14 protein-coding genes are annotated in these 19,944 nt (G+C 38.0%); 6 read left to right on the top strand and 8 right to left on the bottom strand.

Features of this window, described 5'->3' with window-relative positions; translation table 11 throughout:
- Positions 1–7 precede the first annotated feature (7 nt).
- Positions 8–241 (bottom strand): FeoA family protein, encoded by a 234-nt coding sequence (locus VRHSUH10_RS00170; protein WP_004697076.1) that lies wholly within the window; start codon positions 239–241, stop codon positions 8–10.
- A 563-nt stretch (positions 242–804) separates the two neighbouring features.
- On the opposite strand from VRHSUH10_RS00170, the gene VRHSUH10_RS00165 reads away from it, so the two are divergent.
- Complete coding sequence (locus tag VRHSUH10_RS00165) at positions 805–2,103, top strand: DEAD/DEAH box helicase (protein ID WP_105088979.1); 1,299 nt, start codon at positions 805–807, stop codon at positions 2,101–2,103.
- Between the two features lie 81 nt (positions 2,104–2,184).
- Here the strand turns inward: VRHSUH10_RS00165 and VRHSUH10_RS00160 are convergent, their stop codons facing one another.
- The gene (locus VRHSUH10_RS00160; protein ID WP_105088978.1) at positions 2,185–4,494 is read right to left on the bottom strand and encodes a DNA topoisomerase 3; all 2,310 of its coding nucleotides are present in this window, start codon (positions 4,492–4,494) and stop codon (positions 2,185–2,187) included.
- Positions 4,495–4,670: 176 nt separating this feature from the next.
- Between VRHSUH10_RS00160 and VRHSUH10_RS00155 the strand changes: the two genes are divergently transcribed.
- The gene (locus VRHSUH10_RS00155; protein WP_060924805.1) at positions 4,671–6,266 is read left to right on the top strand and encodes a peptide chain release factor 3; all 1,596 of its coding nucleotides are present in this window, start codon (positions 4,671–4,673) and stop codon (positions 6,264–6,266) included.
- Positions 6,267–6,741: 475 nt separating this feature from the next.
- Complete coding sequence (locus VRHSUH10_RS00150; RefSeq protein ID WP_005387098.1) at positions 6,742–7,989, top strand: sodium/glutamate symporter; 1,248 nt, start codon at positions 6,742–6,744, stop codon at positions 7,987–7,989.
- A 123-nt stretch (positions 7,990–8,112) separates the two neighbouring features.
- Here the strand turns inward: VRHSUH10_RS00150 and rsmA are convergent, their stop codons facing one another.
- Entirely contained in the window at positions 8,113–8,967 is an 855-nt protein-coding gene (gene rsmA, locus VRHSUH10_RS00145; RefSeq protein WP_105088977.1) for a 16S rRNA (adenine(1518)-N(6)/adenine(1519)-N(6))-dimethyltransferase RsmA, read from the bottom strand.
- A 13-nt stretch (positions 8,968–8,980) separates the two neighbouring features.
- Positions 8,981–9,508, bottom strand: a complete 528-nt coding sequence (gene rnmV, locus VRHSUH10_RS00140; protein WP_105088976.1) for a ribonuclease M5 — start codon at positions 9,506–9,508, stop codon at positions 8,981–8,983.
- Positions 9,509–9,612: 104 nt separating this feature from the next.
- Here rnmV and VRHSUH10_RS00135 point away from each other — a divergent pair, with 104 nt between their 5' ends.
- The 3 genes from VRHSUH10_RS00135 to msrB all read left to right on the top strand — a co-directional run bounded on the left by VRHSUH10_RS00135 (position 9,613) and on the right by msrB (position 12,995).
- A complete protein-coding gene (locus VRHSUH10_RS00135; protein WP_005387104.1) occupies positions 9,613–10,551 on the top strand; it encodes a LysR family transcriptional regulator in 939 nt (312 codons plus the stop codon).
- A 383-nt stretch (positions 10,552–10,934) separates the two neighbouring features.
- Positions 10,935–12,056, top strand: a complete 1,122-nt coding sequence (locus tag VRHSUH10_RS00130; RefSeq protein ID WP_005387106.1) for a 5-methyltetrahydropteroyltriglutamate--homocysteine S-methyltransferase — start codon at positions 10,935–10,937, stop codon at positions 12,054–12,056.
- Positions 12,057–12,995 carry a peptide-methionine (R)-S-oxide reductase MsrB gene (msrB, locus tag VRHSUH10_RS00125; protein WP_105088975.1) on the top strand — a complete coding sequence of 313 codons (939 nt, stop codon included), beginning with the start codon at positions 12,057–12,059 and terminating at the stop codon, positions 12,993–12,995.
- A 124-nt stretch (positions 12,996–13,119) separates the two neighbouring features.
- Here msrB and VRHSUH10_RS00120 read toward each other — a convergent pair whose 3' ends face one another.
- From VRHSUH10_RS00120 to ppx, 4 genes are all read right to left on the bottom strand, one after another.
- Positions 13,120–14,097 carry a 3D domain-containing protein gene (locus tag VRHSUH10_RS00120; RefSeq protein ID WP_105088974.1) on the bottom strand — a complete coding sequence of 326 codons (978 nt, stop codon included), beginning with the start codon at positions 14,095–14,097 and terminating at the stop codon, positions 13,120–13,122.
- 426 nt (positions 14,098–14,523) lie between these two features.
- Positions 14,524–16,641: a polyphosphate kinase 1 gene (gene ppk1, locus VRHSUH10_RS00115; RefSeq protein ID WP_105088973.1), complete on the bottom strand. Its 2,118-nt coding sequence runs from the start codon at positions 16,639–16,641 to the stop codon at positions 14,524–14,526.
- Positions 16,631–18,196: a Ppx/GppA phosphatase family protein gene (locus VRHSUH10_RS00110; RefSeq protein WP_105088972.1), complete on the bottom strand. Its 1,566-nt coding sequence runs from the start codon at positions 18,194–18,196 to the stop codon at positions 16,631–16,633. Before VRHSUH10_RS00110 ends, ppk1 begins: the two co-directional genes overlap by 11 nt.
- A complete protein-coding gene (ppx, locus tag VRHSUH10_RS00105) occupies positions 18,196–19,743 on the bottom strand; it encodes an exopolyphosphatase (protein ID WP_105088971.1) in 1,548 nt (515 codons plus the stop codon). The genes VRHSUH10_RS00110 and ppx overlap by 1 nt, the downstream gene beginning before the upstream one ends.
- Positions 19,744–19,944: the final 201 nt, after the last annotated feature.

Here is a 19,944-nt window from a genome sequence, read left to right as displayed (position 1 = left end):
GAACCTCCTATTGAACCTCTACATCAATCATGCCAGCTTCGCTTGTACGAAGTGCTAATTCAAAGTTTTTTACTTTGATTTCCACCGGATCCCCCAAAGGGGCAAACTTCATAACATGGATTTTTGTACCATTTACAAGACCCATGTCAATTAGACGATGCTTAACATTGCCACTGCCATGTAGTGCAACAATAAGACCAGACTCACCTGGTTTCATGTCTTTTAACTTTTTGATAGCCATACGACACCTCCTAATTATTGTACCTAACAACCTCATATTAAACACACCAAGTAATAATGCGTATTAATATCTTAAATTATTATACCAAACTAATTAGGAATTTCAACAATTATTATCATTTTTATGGTGATTTTATATCTCATATATATATTTTTTTCTCATATTAAATATGAGAATTGATTTATTAATCCCTCATAAAACCCTATGAGGTATGGTGTTATTCGCGCTGTCACCAATAAAAAAGAACACCTAAAAAATAAGAATCACTACTAAGATAATCATTATTGATAATTTAATCATTCTCATTTATGTTTTTAAATTTTATTTTAATATGAATATTTTAATGTTTTTTATTCTCATAAACATTTATTCAAATCGTCATTTCTCAATTTATTATCAATTAGTATCTTCAACAATCGCATCATTAGTTTTACAAATTTACTATAGTGCCATGTAAAATTAGCCATATAAAATTAGTACTCTATGTAATGATTCAATTTATTTGCCCCTACTATGTGCATAAGGTATAATTAATATAATATGTATTATAGAAAGGACGATCCATGAAATCTTTTAAATCTCTAGGCGTTTGTGATGAACTCATCCAAGCCCTTCAAAAACAAGGTATCAAGGAGCCAACTCCAATTCAAGAACAAGCCATTCCTGTCGTATTTAAAGGGAATGATGTTATAGCAAAAGCTCAAACAGGCACAGGCAAAACATTAGCCTTCTTACTGCCGATTCTGCAACGTGTTCACACCGATGTGCATCAAGAACAAGTGCTCATTATTGCACCTACCCGTGAGCTTGTAAAACAAATCTCCGATGAAGCAAAAGAAATAGGTTCTATTTTAAATGTAGACATTCTTCCTCTTATCGGCGGTAAAACGATTGAAGCCCAGTTACAACAATTAGGACGCCGTCCGCAAGTTATCTTAGGTACGCCTGGTCGCCTATTAGACCATGCTAAACGGGGTTCACTCCACTTAGATTGTATCCGTCGTGTCGTACTCGATGAAGCTGACCAAATGCTTCATATGGGTTTCTTACCAGACATTGAAAACCTCATTAGCCAAACAGATGCAAACAGACAACTTCTATTATTCTCTGCAACGATTCCTGATAAGATTAGAAATCTTGCAAAAGCGTATATGTCTAAACCAGCTTCTGTAACAGCTGAGGGTAAACATGTTACACTTGAATCAATCGATCAACGCGTATACATGATGAACCCAGAAGAAAAAACGCAACGTCTCATCAAAATGATCGAAGAAGACAACCCATTCTTAGCAATTGTGTTCTGTAATAAGCGTGAAGGTGCTGTTCGCTTATCCTATGAGTTAACTGCAGCAGGCCTAAATATTGCTGAAATGCATGGCGATTTGACACAAGGTCGACGCACTCAAATATTACGTGATTTCGCAAAGGCTAAAACACAAATCTTAGTAGCAACAGATATTGCAGCTCGCGGTATTGACATTGAAGGCATTACACATGTTTATAACTACGACGTACCACGTGACGTAGATTACTATATCCACCGTATTGGCCGTACTGGTCGTGCAGGCAACTCTGGTGTGGCCGTTACATTTGCTACGCCGCAAGATGAATCTTGGTTACGTCGCATTGAGCGCGCCATCCAAGCAACGCTTACTAAATACACTAAAGATGGACAAATTAAGACTAAAGGTAATGCAAGTGCGGCACCTAAACGTGCAAAGTCATCTGGCAAACCTAAGATTACAAGTTCCTATCAATCTACAAAGGCTAAAGCTCATAAAGCTCGTGGCCACAAAGGCGCTAATACACGCCAACGCCGTACATCCACATCCCAAACAGGACGTCGTGGTAAACGTAGATAAAATTAAAGACGCGTACAGAGAAATCTGTACGCGTCTTTTTATATTCTTAACTAATTTATATTTTAACTAATATACATCTTATTATTTATTAGCATAAATACTTGGCACTCCATTCACATCGGAGCATTGTGTCTTGCATTGAGATCGATTACTGCATATCCAGTTAATACGTCCTCTCACCTCTTGTTTAACAAAATACCCTTCTTTACATCGCGGGCATTTATATTGCTTATCTTCGTCAGACACAGTGATATTACTTTCACCCTTTGAAGTATCCCCCTCAACAGGTTGTGTATGTTTGCAAGCCGGATAATTAGTACAGCCTAAAAAAGCACCAAATTTACCATTACGTTGTTGCATTCTGCCCTTATTACACTTAGGACAGACCGGCAAAGAAGATAGATCTACATCAGTATTATCCATTGGACGTTTCCGATTTTGATTCGTTATGGTACGAACTACATTGGGCATCATCTGACCAGAGTTTACCTGTTTATCAAAGCCAAGCTTATCGATCAATAATTGCAAAAACTTAACTTGATCAGATAAGAAGGAATCTAAGGTATCCTCCCCTTCACTCATGAGGGCCAAGCGTTCTTCCCAAACAGCCGTTTCATCAGGATATAACAATTCATCAGGCAACGCATCTACTAAAAGATAGCCCGTTTCTGTCGGTGATAGAACTTGCTTCTTACCAGATGTTTTCATAAAGCCACGACTGATGAGTTCGTCAATAATATTAGCACGAGTCGCCTCTGTACCAATACCAGACACCGCCTTTAATTGCTTTTTCAAATCTTCATTTTTTACAAACTTGTGAATTTCCTTCATCGCTTGTAACAACGTAGACGGTGTAAAGCGAGAAGGCGGCTTAGTTTGCTTCGCCTCTACAGAGGAATCCGTGTAAAGCACAGAATCATTCTTCTTCACAGCAGGCAAATGATCTGTTTCTTCAATAGCCTCTTTTTTAGAGTCCGTTTCTGCGCCACGTTCATCAGTTAAATCAGGTTCATCAGTATCTGTTACAGATTTAGACTTTTGTCGTTTATAAAGTAATTTCCATCCTTCGTCTATAACTACACGGCCATTGGCAACAAACTCTTCTTCACATTGCTCCACAACGATTTTAGTTTGTTCATAAATGTGCTCTCCATAAAATTGAGCAATATAGGCCTGACTTATGAGGAAGTAAATATTGCGTTCCTCTCGAGACAAGCTATTCATATTACACGCTACAGTCGTAGGAATTATAGCATGATGGGCTGTAATTTTCTTTTCATTCCAAGCGCGGCTCTTAATGGAGCGGTCTGCATCGGTAGCCCACTGTGCTAATCTTTCATCTCCTGCATTCTGTAAATTATTGAGAATTGCATTGCGGTCACCATATTGATTTGGCGGTAAATATTCACAATCAGAACGAGGGTACGTAGTCAATTTCTTTTCATATAGTTTCTGTGCTGTATCAAGTACAGTTTGCGGATCATAGGAAAAAGCTTTACCAGCTAATACCTGTAAAGATGATAGAGACAATGGTAAACGCTGTACATCTTTCTTTTTAGATTTTGTAACAGCTTTAATAACTCCATCGGGACCAGTCTGTAAGCGCTCAACTAATTCATCGGCTATAGCTTTATTAATAAGGCGTCCATCTGGGTCAAGCCCCTTTTGTTCGTCTGTAGGCTGCCACGTAGCCCAGAATACACCATTCGGATGATTATATAAAACCTTTAACGTAAAATAATCGATCGGTTTAAAGGCCGCTAGTTCTCGCTCTCTGCGCACTACAAGGGCTAATGTTGGAGTCTTAACACGACCGATAGGCAATGTTACTTTATTACCTTTATAACGTTCCGATAAGGTATAGGCACGAGATAAATTCATGCCAATAAGCCAGTCTGCACGTGCTCTAGCCAATGCAGATTGATATAGATTGTGAAAGTCTTTATTATCCCGTAAATCATTTAAAGCGGCACGAACAGATTTTTCGTCCAATGCATTTAGCAAGATACGTTGTACAGGCTTTGTGTTGCCTACATAATATAACACCTCATCAACCAAGAGTTGCCCTTCCCTGTCCGGGTCACCTGCGTTTACGATAATGTCCGCTTTACCAATCAATTCTTTTACAGTCTCAAACTGTTGACGACTACTATCCGTAACGAGTAATTTCCACTCATCAGGCACAATAGGTAAATCTTGAGGGCGCCAGCGGATATATTTATCATCGTAATCACCAGGTTCTGCTTGATGTAATACGTGACCTACAACCCAAGTCACCACATCATCACCTTGGATAAAATAGCCATTCCGTTTTTGGATATTCTTATTTTCTGGCAAGCATTTACTAATTTCGCGAGCCATGGATGGCTTTTCCGCAATAAATAACCTCATGGTCCCCCTCCTTAACATAAAATAACGGCTATTCCCCAAGCCGCTCTTTGAAATCTCATTATACTACAATTTAGTGGTCATAACTACCAAAATCATGTATAATTTTAAAGATATGAATGGTGTGAAGATTGTATAATAAAATAAAACTTTCACAAACGAAACAATAGAGGTGAACTATGACATTTTTAGAAGAAGTGCAACGTCGGCGTACGTTTGCTATCATATCTCACCCGGATGCGGGTAAAACTACATTAACAGAAAAACTACTTTTATACGGTGGTGCCATTCACTTAGCGGGGTCCGTTAAGTCTCGTAAAACAGCAAAACACGCCGTATCTGACTGGATGGAAATCGAAAAACAACGTGGTATCTCCGTAACGAGTTCCGTATTGCAATTCGACTACGATGGCTGTCGTGTCAACATTCTTGATACTCCTGGTCACCAAGACTTCTCTGAAGATACATACCGTACATTGATGGCTGCCGATAGCGCTGTCATGCTTATCGACGTTGCAAAAGGTGTCGAAGCACAAACGAAAAAACTATTTGCCGTATCTAAAGAACGCGGTATTCCTATCTTTACCTTTGTAAATAAAATTGACCATTTCGGTCGCAGCCCATTTGACTTGATGGAAGAAATCGAAAACGTTCTTGGCATTCGTACATGCCCTATGAACTGGCCAATTGGTATCAACGGTGAATACAAAGGCGTATACGATAGAGAACACGAAACTATCGAGCTCTTCGCAAAAGACGAAACACATGGTCAAGAAAAGCTAGCCTCTGAAAAAGGTGCTTTGACTGATCCTCGTATGAAAGAATTATTAGGTGACGATGTATATCAAGCATTGCTTGATGATATCGAATTATTAGACGTTGCTGGCGATCCATTCGATTTTGATAAAGTTCGTGCAGGCGAATTAACGCCAATGTTCTTCGGTTCTGCTATGACTAACTTTGGGGTAAAACCATTCTTAGAAAAATTCTTAGAACTAGCTCCATCCCCTGCTCCACGACAAGCCGTGGAAGAAATGGTGCAACCTACGAGCGAAGACTTCTCCGCTTTAGTATTTAAAATTCAAGCGAATATGGACCCTAATCACCATGACCGCATCGTATTTATGCGTATCTGCTCTGGTAAATTCGAAAAGGGTATGTCCGTATTGCATCGCCAATCTAACAAAACGATTCGCTTGTCTCAGCCTCAACAATTCTTGGCTACCGAACGTACCATCGTAGAAGATGCATATCCCGGTGATATTATCGGTGTCTTCGATGCTGGCACAATGGGCGTAGGTGATACACTATGTGCACAAAAACACAAGGTAACATTTGGTGACTTCCCTGTGTTCCCACCAGAATTCTTCGCCCGCGTATCTCCAAAAGATACTATGAAGCGTAAGCAATTCCAAAAAGGCATGACACAATTGGCTCAAGAAGGTGCAGTTCAAATCTTTGAACAACCAGGTGCCCTCGACTCCTTCGTAGTTGGTGCCGTAGGTATGCTTCAATTTGAAGTTTTAGAATACCGTTTAAAAAATGAATATGGTGTTGATTTATTAAATAATACATTGCCATACAGTGTTGCCCGTTGGATTGATGGTGAAGTAGATATTGCGTCTTTAAAAGGTGTAGATAATGCGATGATTGTTAAGGATAATCGCGATCGTACTGTAGTGCTTATCTCCAATGAATGGCAAATGGGTTGGGTTCAAGAGCGTAATCCTGATGTTACATTCTTAACAACCCCAAAACTTCATCACGAACTATAGTATTGGCATTTATAGCTTATCTTTCTAAATCTATACTTCGCACTTCTAAATGCGAGATGTACTATGTAGCAGACAGTGGCTTAACTGCAAACCTCAATAGTTAAGCACACTATAAATCCTCAGATAATAACAACTGGAATATATTTCTCAATATATAAAAATTAGAAATATATTCCAGTTTATTTTTTTATAATAGGCAGGAAAATCACAGAATTTAGTCGAATACATATAGTATGATTATGTAGAGAAGTGATTTATACTATTACTTTCTCGTATTTTTGTATATAATATAAATATATTATAAATAGATATATATCTAATATAGATATATAAAACCTAATGGTTTTACTGTTGTTGTGAGTGTTGAAAATAAATAATATATAATTATTATGCCTTATATATTCTATAGTTTTTTTCGACCATTCATGATACCATAAAATATAAGTTTTATTTTTTATTTTAAAGGAGTGATTTTATGCCACTTATTGACTTAGCGTTAGTCAACGATGTATGGACCTTGAAACTGTCCATGATTCAAACTGTAGGCCTCGCTGTAATCACGTTATTCATTGGTACTTGGATTAACAAGCATTCCAAGTTCTTACAACGTATGTGTATGCCTGCACCAGCTGTAGGGGCTTTGCCATTTGCATTCTTAACTGCCATTCTTTCTTACTACAAGATTTTGAACATTACCTTTGAAGGTTCCCTACAAACATTCTTAATGCTTGCCTTCTTTACCACTATCGGTTTGATGGCTTCTTTGAAAGTCCTCAAAAAAGGCGGTATCTTCATTATCTTCTTCTTCCTCGCTTGTGCAGTATGGATTGTTGTACAAAATACAGCAGGTATTATGATTGCTAAAGCTTTAGGTATTGAACCAATCATCGGTATTATGGCTGGTTCCGTATCCATGATTGGTGGTCTTGGTACTGCTGGCGCCTTCGGCCCATATTACGAACAATTGCTTGGTATCCCTGGTACAGCATCAGCAGCGGTTGCAGCCGCAACATTCGGCATGGTAGCTGGTACAATTCTCGGTGCTCCTGTAGGTGAACGCATTATTAAAATGCACAAAGTTAAAACACCTTACGAAAATCCTGAGTTAATGGAAGATGAAGGCATCGACATGATCGAAGATCACGTTGAAAGTGGTGGCAAACAATTTAATTCTCAAGACCTTTTAACAATCTGTATGTGGATTGGCCTTGCATTAGGTATCGGTACTATCGTAAGTGCTGGTTTGTCTATCTTAACTCCACTACCTGCGTACATCGGCGCAATGATTTGTGCAGCTGTAATCCGTAACTTTGGTGATTTCACAAAAGCTTACAAAATCAACGATGCAGCTCTTGATGCAGTATCCAATGTAGCATTATCTCTATTCGTAACTATGGCTATCAATAGCTTGAAACTAGTTCAATTAATCGATCTTGCTTTACCACTTATTACAATCTTAGTTGCACAAATGGTACTTATCTGTGTATTTGCATACCTTATCTACTTCCTATTTGGTCGCAACTACGATGCAGTTATGCTTGGTTCTGGTGCCATCGGCTTCGGCTTAGGCGCTACACCAAATGCATTGGTTAATATGTTATCCTTAGCAAGTAAACATGGTCCATCCCCTCGTGCATGGCTCGTAGTTTCCTTGGTAGGTGCATTCTTAATTGACTTTGCAAATGCTTTCCTTATTACAACAATGGCTGGCATTCTTTACTAAACCAAAAGGACCCGTTTGGGTCCTTTTTTTATGCCACAATTTATTAACATAATAAGAGCCTATCAACATAAAAGAGCTTATTAGAATGATACTATCAATCTAATAAGCTCTTTTTACATTGTACTATTTAATTAAAGAAGCCCACGCATTAGCTACATCGGCGAATTCTTGAAGGGTAAATGTTTCCCCTCTTCGTTGACCATCGATATTCGCTTTTGCTAACAGCTCTTCGATTCTATCTTTTGATAAGCCCGTTGTTTTCATTGTATTAGCAAATGTTTTCCGTCGTTGTGCAAAACCAGCTTTCACCACTCGGAAGAATAGTTTCTCATCAATAACATCAACAGGAGGCTTGTCACGCAATACACAACGAATAACAGAGCTCGTTACAGCTGGAGCCGGTAAGAAAGATTTAGGCGGTACATCAAGTACAATATCAGGCTCAGTATAGTACTGTACAGCTACAGACAATGCACCATAATCCTTTGTACCTGGCTTAGCCACCATACGCAAGGCCACCTCTTTTTGCACCATTACAACAAGGCGTTCTATGGGTAATTTACTTTCCAATAGAGACATAATAATAGGTGTTGTAATATAGTATGGCAAATTAGCAACCACTTTAAATGGTTTATGGTTCATAATGGTTGGCACATCGAGTTTCAACACATCCCCATGGACAATACGTACATTGTCATAGGAAGCCAATGTAGTATCTAGAACCTCTAATAAGCGACGGTCTAACTCAATGGCCGTTACATCAGCACCACTTTGTGCTAACCCCTGTGTCAATGTGCCAATACCAGGACCTACCTCTAGTACAGGTTCACCAGGTGTCAATTCCGCAGCATGTACAATTTCGTCTACAATACCTCTCTTAATAAGAAAGTTCTGCCCTAATTTCTTACTCATTTTAATATCGAAGCGTTTACATATATAATGCACTACCTCAGGGCTTGCAATTACTGATTCTAACATCTTAACTCCTATTTTAACTATTTACAGCCTCTTCAAAAGCATCTCGACTTATACTGTAGTGATTTAAACGGTATAAAAACTGTTTCCCATTGCCATAACCAATGCCTAACTTAGCCCCAATAACCGCACGGCGAGCAGCACTATCAGGCATACCTGATAACCCATGACGAACTAGATCTACCATAGAAAATTCGTTAGATGATTCCAAGGATTCTACATGTAATGTGGATAAAGCCTTTCTAATGGATTCTGGAGATGCTTGTTCTATGCCAATATCATCATTTGCAAAAGCTTCATCACGAGGGACAAAAGCATGCTGTGCATTAGGGAATTTTTTTGTTAATACACGACGAATTCTCTCCCCTGCTGTATCAGGATCGGTTAATATGATAATACCTCGCTTTTCATAAGCTACACGAATCATATCAATAACACCTTTACGAAGTGTAAAACCCTCTGTAGCAATACAGTCTGCTTCCACGGCTTGTGCAATACGTTGTATATCAGATTTTCCTTCTACGACGATGACTTGTTTAAGCATAGGTCCTCCTTTATTCTATTAGTACATTGTAACATATATATAACATTGCTTAAATACTTATAATCGAGTAGTATAGGTAGTGTAATATATAAAAGGAGGCCATTATGACCTTACAACAATTAAAGTATGTCACAACAATTGCAAATATAGGCAGTATTAGTGAAGCTGCTAAGAGACTCTTCGTCTCGCAACCAAGTCTAACAAAGGCTATTAAGGAATTGGAAAAGGAAATGGGCATTACCATTTTCGACCGTACCAATAAAGGGATTACTGTTTCTAAAGAAGGGGAACGTTTCCTCGGCTATGCACGCCAAGTACTAGAGCAAGCCGCTTTATTGGAAGAGCAATATAAAAGCCAAAGCGGTGGTAAAAAACAATTCTCTGTTTCTACGCAACATTACTCCTTTGCGGTTAACGCCTTTGTAGAGCTTTTAAAAGGCGCAGGCATCGATCAATATGATGTATCCTTACGGGAAACTCAAACCTATGAAATCATCGATGACGTAGCTCATATGAAGAGTGAAATTGGTTTACTCTTCTATAATGATTTTAATAGACCTGTACTAGAGAAATTAATTCATACTAATGAATTAACATTTACAGAGTTATTTACTGCACACCCACATATCTTCATAGGCAAAAACCATCCACTAGCTAATAAAAAGGTTGTGTCTATGGACGAGTTAGAGGAATATCCTTATATCTCATTTGAGCAAGGCGATCACAACTCCTTCTATTTCTCTGAAGAAATCTTTAGTACCGTTGTACGACCAAAACATATTCGTGTACGCGATAGAGCATCCCTCTTTAGTTTATTGCTTGGTCTAGATGGTTATACCGTATCAAGTGGTGTTATCGATGAAGAAGTAAATGGGGAGAATATTATTTCTGTACCTCTCGCCGAAGAAGGTTTGATGCACATCGGTTACATTACCAACAACAAAATGCATCGCAGCCGTTTAGGGCAAGAATATATTCAAGCCTTAGAACAGTATGTAGGCAACTACGGCAGACATATTAAACTACCTGAAACAAAAGAATAATATTGTAGGATTCTTGATTATATTTAAACTGCTCTACATAACAGTTTAACTTTAACTAAAAGCACTCTCGATTTTGAACTGCACCTCGAAAAATTGTGTCCAATTTTTCGAGTACAGTTCATTTAGAGAGTGCTTTTTAATATATGTAGAAAATCTAACTACTATCAAATACGCCAAAGAAAAGCATAGGATACTCTACAATTGAGTTGATACTATATTACTTTCATATCTTGATATAACTGAAATAAAAAAATAATCCGCTGATATAACTTAAAACTATATACAACATCAATATATTGATATTTTTATATATGCTCATCCTTAGTTATAATAAACCTATCGAATCTATCGGTTTTACCGTTTATATAAGGAGGATTATAAATATGTCCAAACAATTAGCACCATTTCATTTTGATATCGTAGGTTCCTTCCTACGCCCAGCAGAATTAAAAGAAGCTCGTGAAGCTTTTACAAAAGGAAATATTACAAGAGAAGAACTAACAGCTGTTGAAGATCGTCTCATTACAGACCTCATTCAAAAACAAAAAGCAGCAGGTCTTCCTGTTATCACTGATGGTGAATTCCGCCGTGCATACTGGCACTTAGATTTCATGTGGGGATTCAATGGCGTAAAAGAAATTGAACTTGAACACGGTTACAAATTCGTTGGACAAGAAACTGCGCCAGGCTCTCTCGCCCTTACTGGTAAAATTACAGGTACTAACCATCCATTTGTAGAGCATTTCAAATTCGTAAAACAATTTGAAGATGAACATACTACAGCTCGTCAAACAATTCCTGCTCCATCCCAATTCTTAGCTGAATTATTCCGTGAGGATAATGGTATTACAACACGCTCCTTCTACCCTGATTTAGAAGAATTAATTCAAGACATTGCTGCTGCATACCGTCAAGTAATTAAAGACCTCTATGAAGCAGGTTGCCGCAACATCCAATTTGATGATTGCACTTGGGGTATGTGCTGTGACCACGCTTACTGGACTGGTCGCCAAAAAGATAAAAGCGTCACTATCGAAGGTGAAACAGCTAAATACCTCCGCTTAAACAACTTGGCTCTCGAAGGTCGACCTCATGACTTAGCGTTCACAACCCATGTATGCCGTGGTAATTACAACTCTACTTGGGCTGCTAGTGGTGGTTATGAACCAGTTGCACCAATTCTATTCGCTAAAGAAAATGTAGATGCATACTATCTAGAATTTGATGATGACCGCTCTGGTGGCTTTGAACCATTGCGTGAAGTATCTCCTAATAAAAAGGTCGTATTAGGTCTTATTACATCTAAACGCCCAGAATTAGAGGATAAAGAGGTTATCAAAGAACGTATCAAAGAAGCTACAAAATATATTCCTCTTGAAAGACTTTGCCTATCCCCTCAATGTGGCTTTGCATCTTGTGAAATCGGCAACCAATTGACCGAAGAGCAACAATGGGCTAAACTTGCATTAGTAAAAGAAATAGCTCACGAAGTTTGGGGTGATTAAATGAATGAACATACTATATATTTAGGGGGCGGTTGTTTCTGGGGCCTTCAAGGGTATATCAGAAAAATCTCTGGTGTGATTTCCACTGAAGTAGGCTATGCCAATGGCCCTACGGAAAATCCAAGTTATGAAGATGTCTGTCATGATAGTGGTCACGTGGAAGCACTAAAGGTTACATACGATGCAGATGTACTTTCCTTAGATCACTTAATTCAATACTTCTTACGCGCCATCGATCCATTCAGCGTTAATAAACAAGGTGGCGACGTAGGCATTCAATATCGAACTGGTATTTACTATATAGATAAAGCCGACAAATCAATTATTGAAAGCACTTTAGCTCGTGCGCAATCCTTCGAAGGAAAGCCATTTGCTATTGAAGTATTACCTCTATCTAACTACTATTCTGCAGAGGAATATCACCAAGATTACTTAGATAAAAATCCTACTGGTTATTGTCATATTCCACTAGGCCTATCTGATGAACCACTTGTAGATGACAGTGCCTATAATAAACCTTCCGAGGAAGATCTCAAGGCTTTGTCGCCTCAAGAATTTGAAGTTACACAGAACTCTGCTACGGATGCGCCGTTCAGTCATGACCTAACCGATGAGTTCAAACCAGGACTGTACGTAGATATCACTACAGGAGAACCTCTCTTCGTGTCCGCCCATAAATTTGAGTCTCACTGTGGTTGGCCTAGCTTCACAAAGCCAATCGCAAAGGATGTTATTAAATACTATCAAGATGACTCTCATGGCATGAATCGGATTGAAGTCCGCAGCCGCATTGGTAATGCCCATTTAGGCCATGTATTTGAAGATGGCCCTAATGGTTCATTGCGCTACTGTATCAATGGATCATCTTTACGATTTATCCCTAAAGATGAATTAAAAGGTACAAAGTACGAATATCTAATTCCATATATCGAAGACTAAAAAAGGACGCCTTAATCATAAGGCGTCCTTTTACTATATCTATTGTGATTACTTACTTACTGAGCTAAGTAGGTCCAATAAAAAAGAGGATATATCTTATAGATATACCCTCTAAATCATCATATTAGTCCAATACGTACACTGTAACGTCTTGGCGACCAAAGTCCATAGCCTCACCATAAGAGTCCATTACAAGGTCAATTTTGTTACCCACAATGGCACCGCCTGTATCAGCAGCAATAGCTTCACCGTAACCAGGGATAAATAAACGTGTACCCAATGGAATAACATCTGGGTCAACCGCTGCAATACCGCGTACTGCAGGTACACCCGTTGCCGTAATACCAGCACCATCACCATCGCCAGCAAGGTAAGCAGAAGCTTCCATTACGATAGCACGAGATGAGCGACCAGCAATATTACGAGATGTAGTCACTTCACGAGTACCTTCTTTAATAATAGTAGGTACCATTTCGCGTTGTGTAACTTTAGATACGTCATTTGTTTTAATAACCGTACCATTACTATATAATGTTTCACGTTGCACTCGTTCTAAACCAGGTTGACCAACTTGAACAACCTCTTCTTCACCTTGTGCCATTGTATCATCTTTTTGTCGAATTACTTGAATAGCAATTTCTTGATCAACAGTAGACAAGGATCGACTTGTTACTTGTGCAATTGTAATATGTGTACCACTTAATACAGAACCATTTGCATCGCCTACTACAGCGTAGTTAGGCATTTTGAAACCAAGTTCATCAGCAACGCCTTGTGCAGTTGTTTCTGTTGTGAAAACAGCTCTAGTCTTACCATTAACAGTTACATAAACTGGAATGGCACGTACAACAGTTAATGTTGTACCATTTTGAACAGATGTTGAGCTGGAAATAACTTTATCATTTGGATTTAATTTAACCCCGGCATCGCGTACGATACCTTCGTTAGAATTTAAATGTGTTCTAACAGTGTGTGCTGCACCATCTACCATAACGGTAACGGTTTTATCATTATAAGAAAAACCTGTCATAGTTACAGCTGTTACAATCAATCCAGCAACAACAGACGAAATATATCGTTTGTGTGTCTTATGAATTCTCATATTGTAATCCCTCCTGTAATGTAATTATTCTACTACAGATAGATATAACCTGTCAAACACCAAAGGTTAACAATAAGAGATAAACCTATATAGATACTGCTTTTTTATTAATATTATTTTCTATATTTTTATAAAAAGTCCACTGTATGCGTACATATCTATATTTTTTAATACTATACAATATATTCCGTATTGTGTACATATATACGATACCACTACCATATATAGTATACTAGGTTTTTTTATAATATAAATTGTATTTTTATGTGTTTTTCAATTGTTACCAAAATTTTCTACATATCAGAAAACTTCATTTTTATCTCATTTTTAAATATGTATACATGTAAAAAAGCCTGTAAAAACAGGCTTTTTCAGTATTATATAAATGTATTAAAATTCATCATTCAACACTATGTGTGAATTTCATCATTTATTCATCTTAAACATTGGTTGTAAACGCTCAATGACGGTCATCGATTCCTTGTGTTCTCGAGCAATAGCTTCTTTCATAAGTTCCTCTTGAGCAGAAATTGGATGTTCTCTATCATTAATTTTACGATACGAGCCATCTGCTCTCATAATATGAGCTTTTAAGGTATCTTCTAAATATAAATCTAAAATACCTTTAACGCGCTCCTTATGACATTTATCTTCAATAGGAATCATAAGTTCTACACGTTCATTTAAATTCCGTGGCATCCAGTCTGCACTAGATAGGAATAGACTTTCATTTCCCCCATTACGGAAATAAAATAAACGATGATGTTCTAAAAAACGCCCTACGACGGAACGAACCGTTATATTATCACTTACTCCAGCAATGCCAGGTCGAAGTGTACAGATACCACGAACGATGAGATCAATGCGAACACCTGCAGCAGAAGCTTCATAGAGTTTAGCGATGACTTCTTTATCGAGCAAGGAATTCATTTTGCCAATGATATATGCCTCTTCTCCCTGTTTTGCGAATTCGATTTCACGGTCAATCAATTCCATTATCTTTTCCCGCAAATTTAAAGGGGCTACAATAAATTTATTCCAAATTGGAGGATCGGAATAACCGGAAATTAAATTGAAGAAGCGAGATGCATCGTCGCCATATTCATCATTACATGTGAATATGCCACAATCCGTATACATCCGTGCTGTCTTGCCATTATAGTTACCTGTAGCTAGATGAACATAACGCCTAATACCCGCATCTTCCCTGCGAACAACCATGGTAATCTTGGAGTGAGTTTTAAGTCCTTTCAAGCCATAAATAACATGGCAGCCAGCCTTTTCTAGGCGGCGTGCCATATGAATATTATTTTCTTCATCAAACCGTGCTTTAACCTCCATAAGTACGGTTACTTGCTTGCCATTATCAGCCGCTTTTATAAGCGATGCTATAATAGGCGAATCGCCACTGACGCGATATAATGTTTGTTTAATAGCCAATACATCTGGATCCGTAGCTGCTTGTGCTATAAATTGTTCTACCACCGCAAAAGACTCAAAGGGATGGTGAACAAATAAGTCTTGCTTTCCAATAACAGAGAATAGACTTTCCCCTTCATGATCTACTAATTCACTAGGAAGTTTAGGTTCAAATGGAGCATAACGAAGATGATCTAGACCTGGATAGTTACAGAAATCAAAATACATACGACAATCAAGATGACCATCTATACGATATACATCCTTTGGCTCTAATTCAACACTGGTGAGTACAAAGTCTAACAGATTATCCTTTACATCACCACAAACCTCTAATCGTACCGCATCACCACGACGTCGACGACGCAAAGATGCTTCTACCTCAGAAAGCAAATCTGTTGCTTCTTCTTCATCAATTTCCAAATCCGCATCACGAGTTATACGGAACACCATAAAATCTTCTATACCATAACCTTGGAAGAATTGAGTCGCATAATAGGTAATCACATCCTCCAAATATACAAAGCGATGCTCTTTATTGCTACGGCTAGGTATTTCAATGATACGATTTAGTACAGACGGAATTGGTAAGATTGCAATTTTATAATCTTTTGTACCATCCGGCAATACTTGAAAAATACGTACAATAGCATTGATGGTATGGTTTGTTAAAAATGGAAATGGATGTCCAGAGTCAACGGCTAGAGGCGTTACAACAGGGTAGATATGTTCTTCAAAATAGTGACGTAACCAAGCCTTTGATTTTACGTCTAACTGATCTGGATAGGTAAAATAAAATCCATGAGATTCTAATTCAGACAATACATTCTTTAGATATGTACTTTGCATCGATACGAGGCGCTGTACAGACTCATCAATAGCCTTTAACTGTGCCTTAGCATCCATATGAGCCGCATCGTACTTAACAATACCATTGACCACTTGATGACGTAACCCGGCTACGCGAATCATAAAGAACTCATCTAAATTAGAGCTAGCAATAGCAATAAATCGAAGTCGTTCTAATAGAGGAGTATTGGTATCAATAGACTCTAATAAAACGCGCTGATTAAACTTTAACCAAGATAATTCACGGTTAAAATAATACTTTGCATTACTGAACATGACGATCCCCTCCCCTAACTAGTACGATTTCCATACCAAATACCTCTGTAAAGTATTCCGAATCACGGTCAAAGGTCCACCATTCTAATGAAATATCCTCATTAGTACGACAGAATACATAAAGTACATTATCTCGCTCTTCTAATGTTACTTCAGAGATTTTTTGGTTACTACCTGCATCAAGTGCACAAGCGACCCGAATGATGGCTACCAGCTTGGTAACTTGAATTTTTTGTAACTCTGTTAATGCATTGAAATATGCATCGTCATCATTTGGCGTTCCCTTGTAGTGGTAATATACAACATTAGCAACTACTTGTTTTTCTTCTTCTGAAAGCCCAAATATATCGGTCCCCATTACAATATGATACGCATGCTCCCCATGATTTCGTAAATTCACAAACTTACCGACAGAGCAAAGGATAGCTGCGATACGACATAGATAGCCCCACCGCTCTGGTAATCCTTTATGTCGCAATGCTTTACAGAATAAAGAGCTAAATTTCTCTACCTCCGCATCATGAATTCGGTCAGTATGATATCTTGCGGCAACAGCACGTGCTAACTGTGCATTTTGTTCGCGCAATTGATACATAAATGGATTATTCTCGGTTTCCACACCGTAGAACCAACTAATGCCTTGAGAGAATGAAAAGCTACTGAAAATTAATGATTTAGGCTCTATGGCCGTAATGATTTCATTAAATAAAATCATGGTAGGCATTAAAATATTGGCCTTATATTCAGGTAATTTATAACGATTCATCAACTTGGTAGCTGTCACACCGTCAAAAGAATTGATAAGCCCTTTAAATCGTTCTGGCTCAATAGTAATAATGTCTTCTTTATTATTTTCTTGTCCCATTAAATGAGTCATATATTGCGCCTCATCACCAGATAAGACGATACTATTAATATTGAAAGTTTGTAATTCTTCACGAAGAGGGCCAATCATACGATGTAAGTATTCTGTAATAGCCCTTGGGAATGATATGGAAGATCGTTGATTTCGATTAAATGACTCCATAACCCGTAAGGACCCACTATGCATATTGCGTTGGAACAATAAATTCTCACCACGCCAAACCGTTAAGCCTACCCCACCAGATGTAATATCCAAGAATAATGTTGCCTTAGTAGGATCTGTCAGTTTATATTGATGCGTCATCTTGTAATATAACAAAGCATATTTGTAATATACCTCTTTCGGCATATCGATGACCTCAACGCGCATCCCCGTTTGAATATAGATTTGATCTAGAATACTACGACGATTAGCGGCTTCGCGTATTACGGTCGTACCATATAGTTTAGAACGACTCACGCCATAATCTGCCATTAATTGCTTATAACCTTTTAAAATATGACAGATTTCTTCAATTGTTTTAAAGCTCAAGCGAGATGTTTGAAATAATTCTTCCCCAAAGGTTACCTCCCGCGCCGCATAATCGATAACACGTACATCGTCTATGCCTTTATATTCTAATATGGTAATACTCATGCTACTAGATCCCACATGTAGTACTGCATATCGTAATGTTTTTGGTAATGCCATTATGCCTCCTTACGAGATTCATGCCATTCTATTTCTAAGGATTTCTCGAATTCTTTTTTAAATGATTTTGAAAGTTTTTCTACCGCCGTTCTAGTGACACTCACATCGCGTCCTTCTAAATAGAACACTTTTATGACTACACTAGTGTATTTAATATTTACCTCTAACTGTTTGATAAATTGTTCATGGCTTTCATCAAGAGCCTCTGCAATCGCTAAAATAATAGAAAGCTTTTGACCTAATGAGCGTTGTTCTTGATCTAACAATTTACCATATAAGAAATTCTTATATTCCTTTGGCGTCAATCCATGAGAATTCATGACTAAGAATGCACTAAACGCCTGTTCAACATGAGAAATCCCATATAAATTACTATTGACGAGCATATAGCAGCCATGACGAGCATGACTATAATAATTAACTCGTTTACCTATATCATGCAACAGTCCCGCTGCAATCAAACATCGTCTAAAATTCTTATCGGCCTTATGGAGTGGCTCTAATGCATCATATAAAGTAGTAGCTAATTTCGTAATATACTTAGCATGCACGAGCTCATGCTTTGTCATACCTAATAGTACATTCTCTGCAGAATGAACTAGAATATCATCGATTATAGAATTTCCGCCTAAATAGTACTCACCGTAATAATCGTAGAATAAACCTTCACGCAAACCACAACCGCCTACAACAAGGGTCTTAGCATTTACATAGTTAAACAGCTCATCCACTATGGTGAGTCCTGCAATAATAATATCTGCACGTTCCGATGATAAGCCACTAATTTTTTTACGGGCCTCTAAGGATTTATCTTTTACATCTTCTAAGATTTCGTGAAATCTATGATATGGTAACTCATAGTTATGTAGTTTCGTAATGGGATATGATAACTTACGTTGATCTATTTTTGCAATATTACGAGCTGTACCGCCAATACCTAATAGAGGAAGCTTCACATTATGAAGCCAATAATGTTCCTTAATGGTTTTCTTTACAGCCTTCGTCATTTTTTCTAGTTCTTTAGGGGTATACTCATCGCCCTTTTGATAGGTTCCAGTTAAGGTAAGTGCCCCTATAGGTAGACTAACAGCTTTCACAATATGTCGATTTTTTACTAGCGTTACCTCTGTACTAGCACCACCTAAGTCAAAAATAATAAAATCTTTAAGGCCAATCGTGTTGATAACCCCAAGGAATCCAAGGCGCGCCTCTTCTTCACCAGCAATACATTCTAAATCTAGACCTGTTCGTTCTTTTACGGCTTTAATAAAAGCATCCCCATTTTTAGCTAGACGTACTGCAGCCGTAGCAACAGCTTTTATGGTATCTACCTCCATAGCGTCAGCCATATGAACAAAGCCTTTTAAAGCACGCAGAGAGCGCTCCATTGCCTCATTTGTTAACTCATGAGTGCCCCACATATTTTCACTTAAGCGGACACTCTCTTTTTCTTGATATATGAGACGATAACTACCGGTCTTAGAAATCTCATAAATGACAAAACGAACGGAGTTGGATCCTAAATCTATAAATGCAATACGTTTCATGCTACTAACCTCGACTTACTATAGTTCAGTATGAATATACTTTAGTATACCATAGAAAAACGCGATTCTCACCGCTAAGGGAGAATCGCGTTTTATAATGTATGATTCTAACGATTCTGAATAGATATCTAAGAATTAGAACAATGCCATTAGACGTTTACAATATTTTATTTACCCGCATTTATGTTGATTAACATCAAA

Source organism: Veillonella sp. T11011-6, assembly GCF_002959755.1.
Lineage (GTDB): Bacteria > Bacillota > Negativicutes > Veillonellales > Veillonellaceae > Veillonella.
This window is presented reverse-complemented; position numbering and strand designations above follow the sequence as displayed.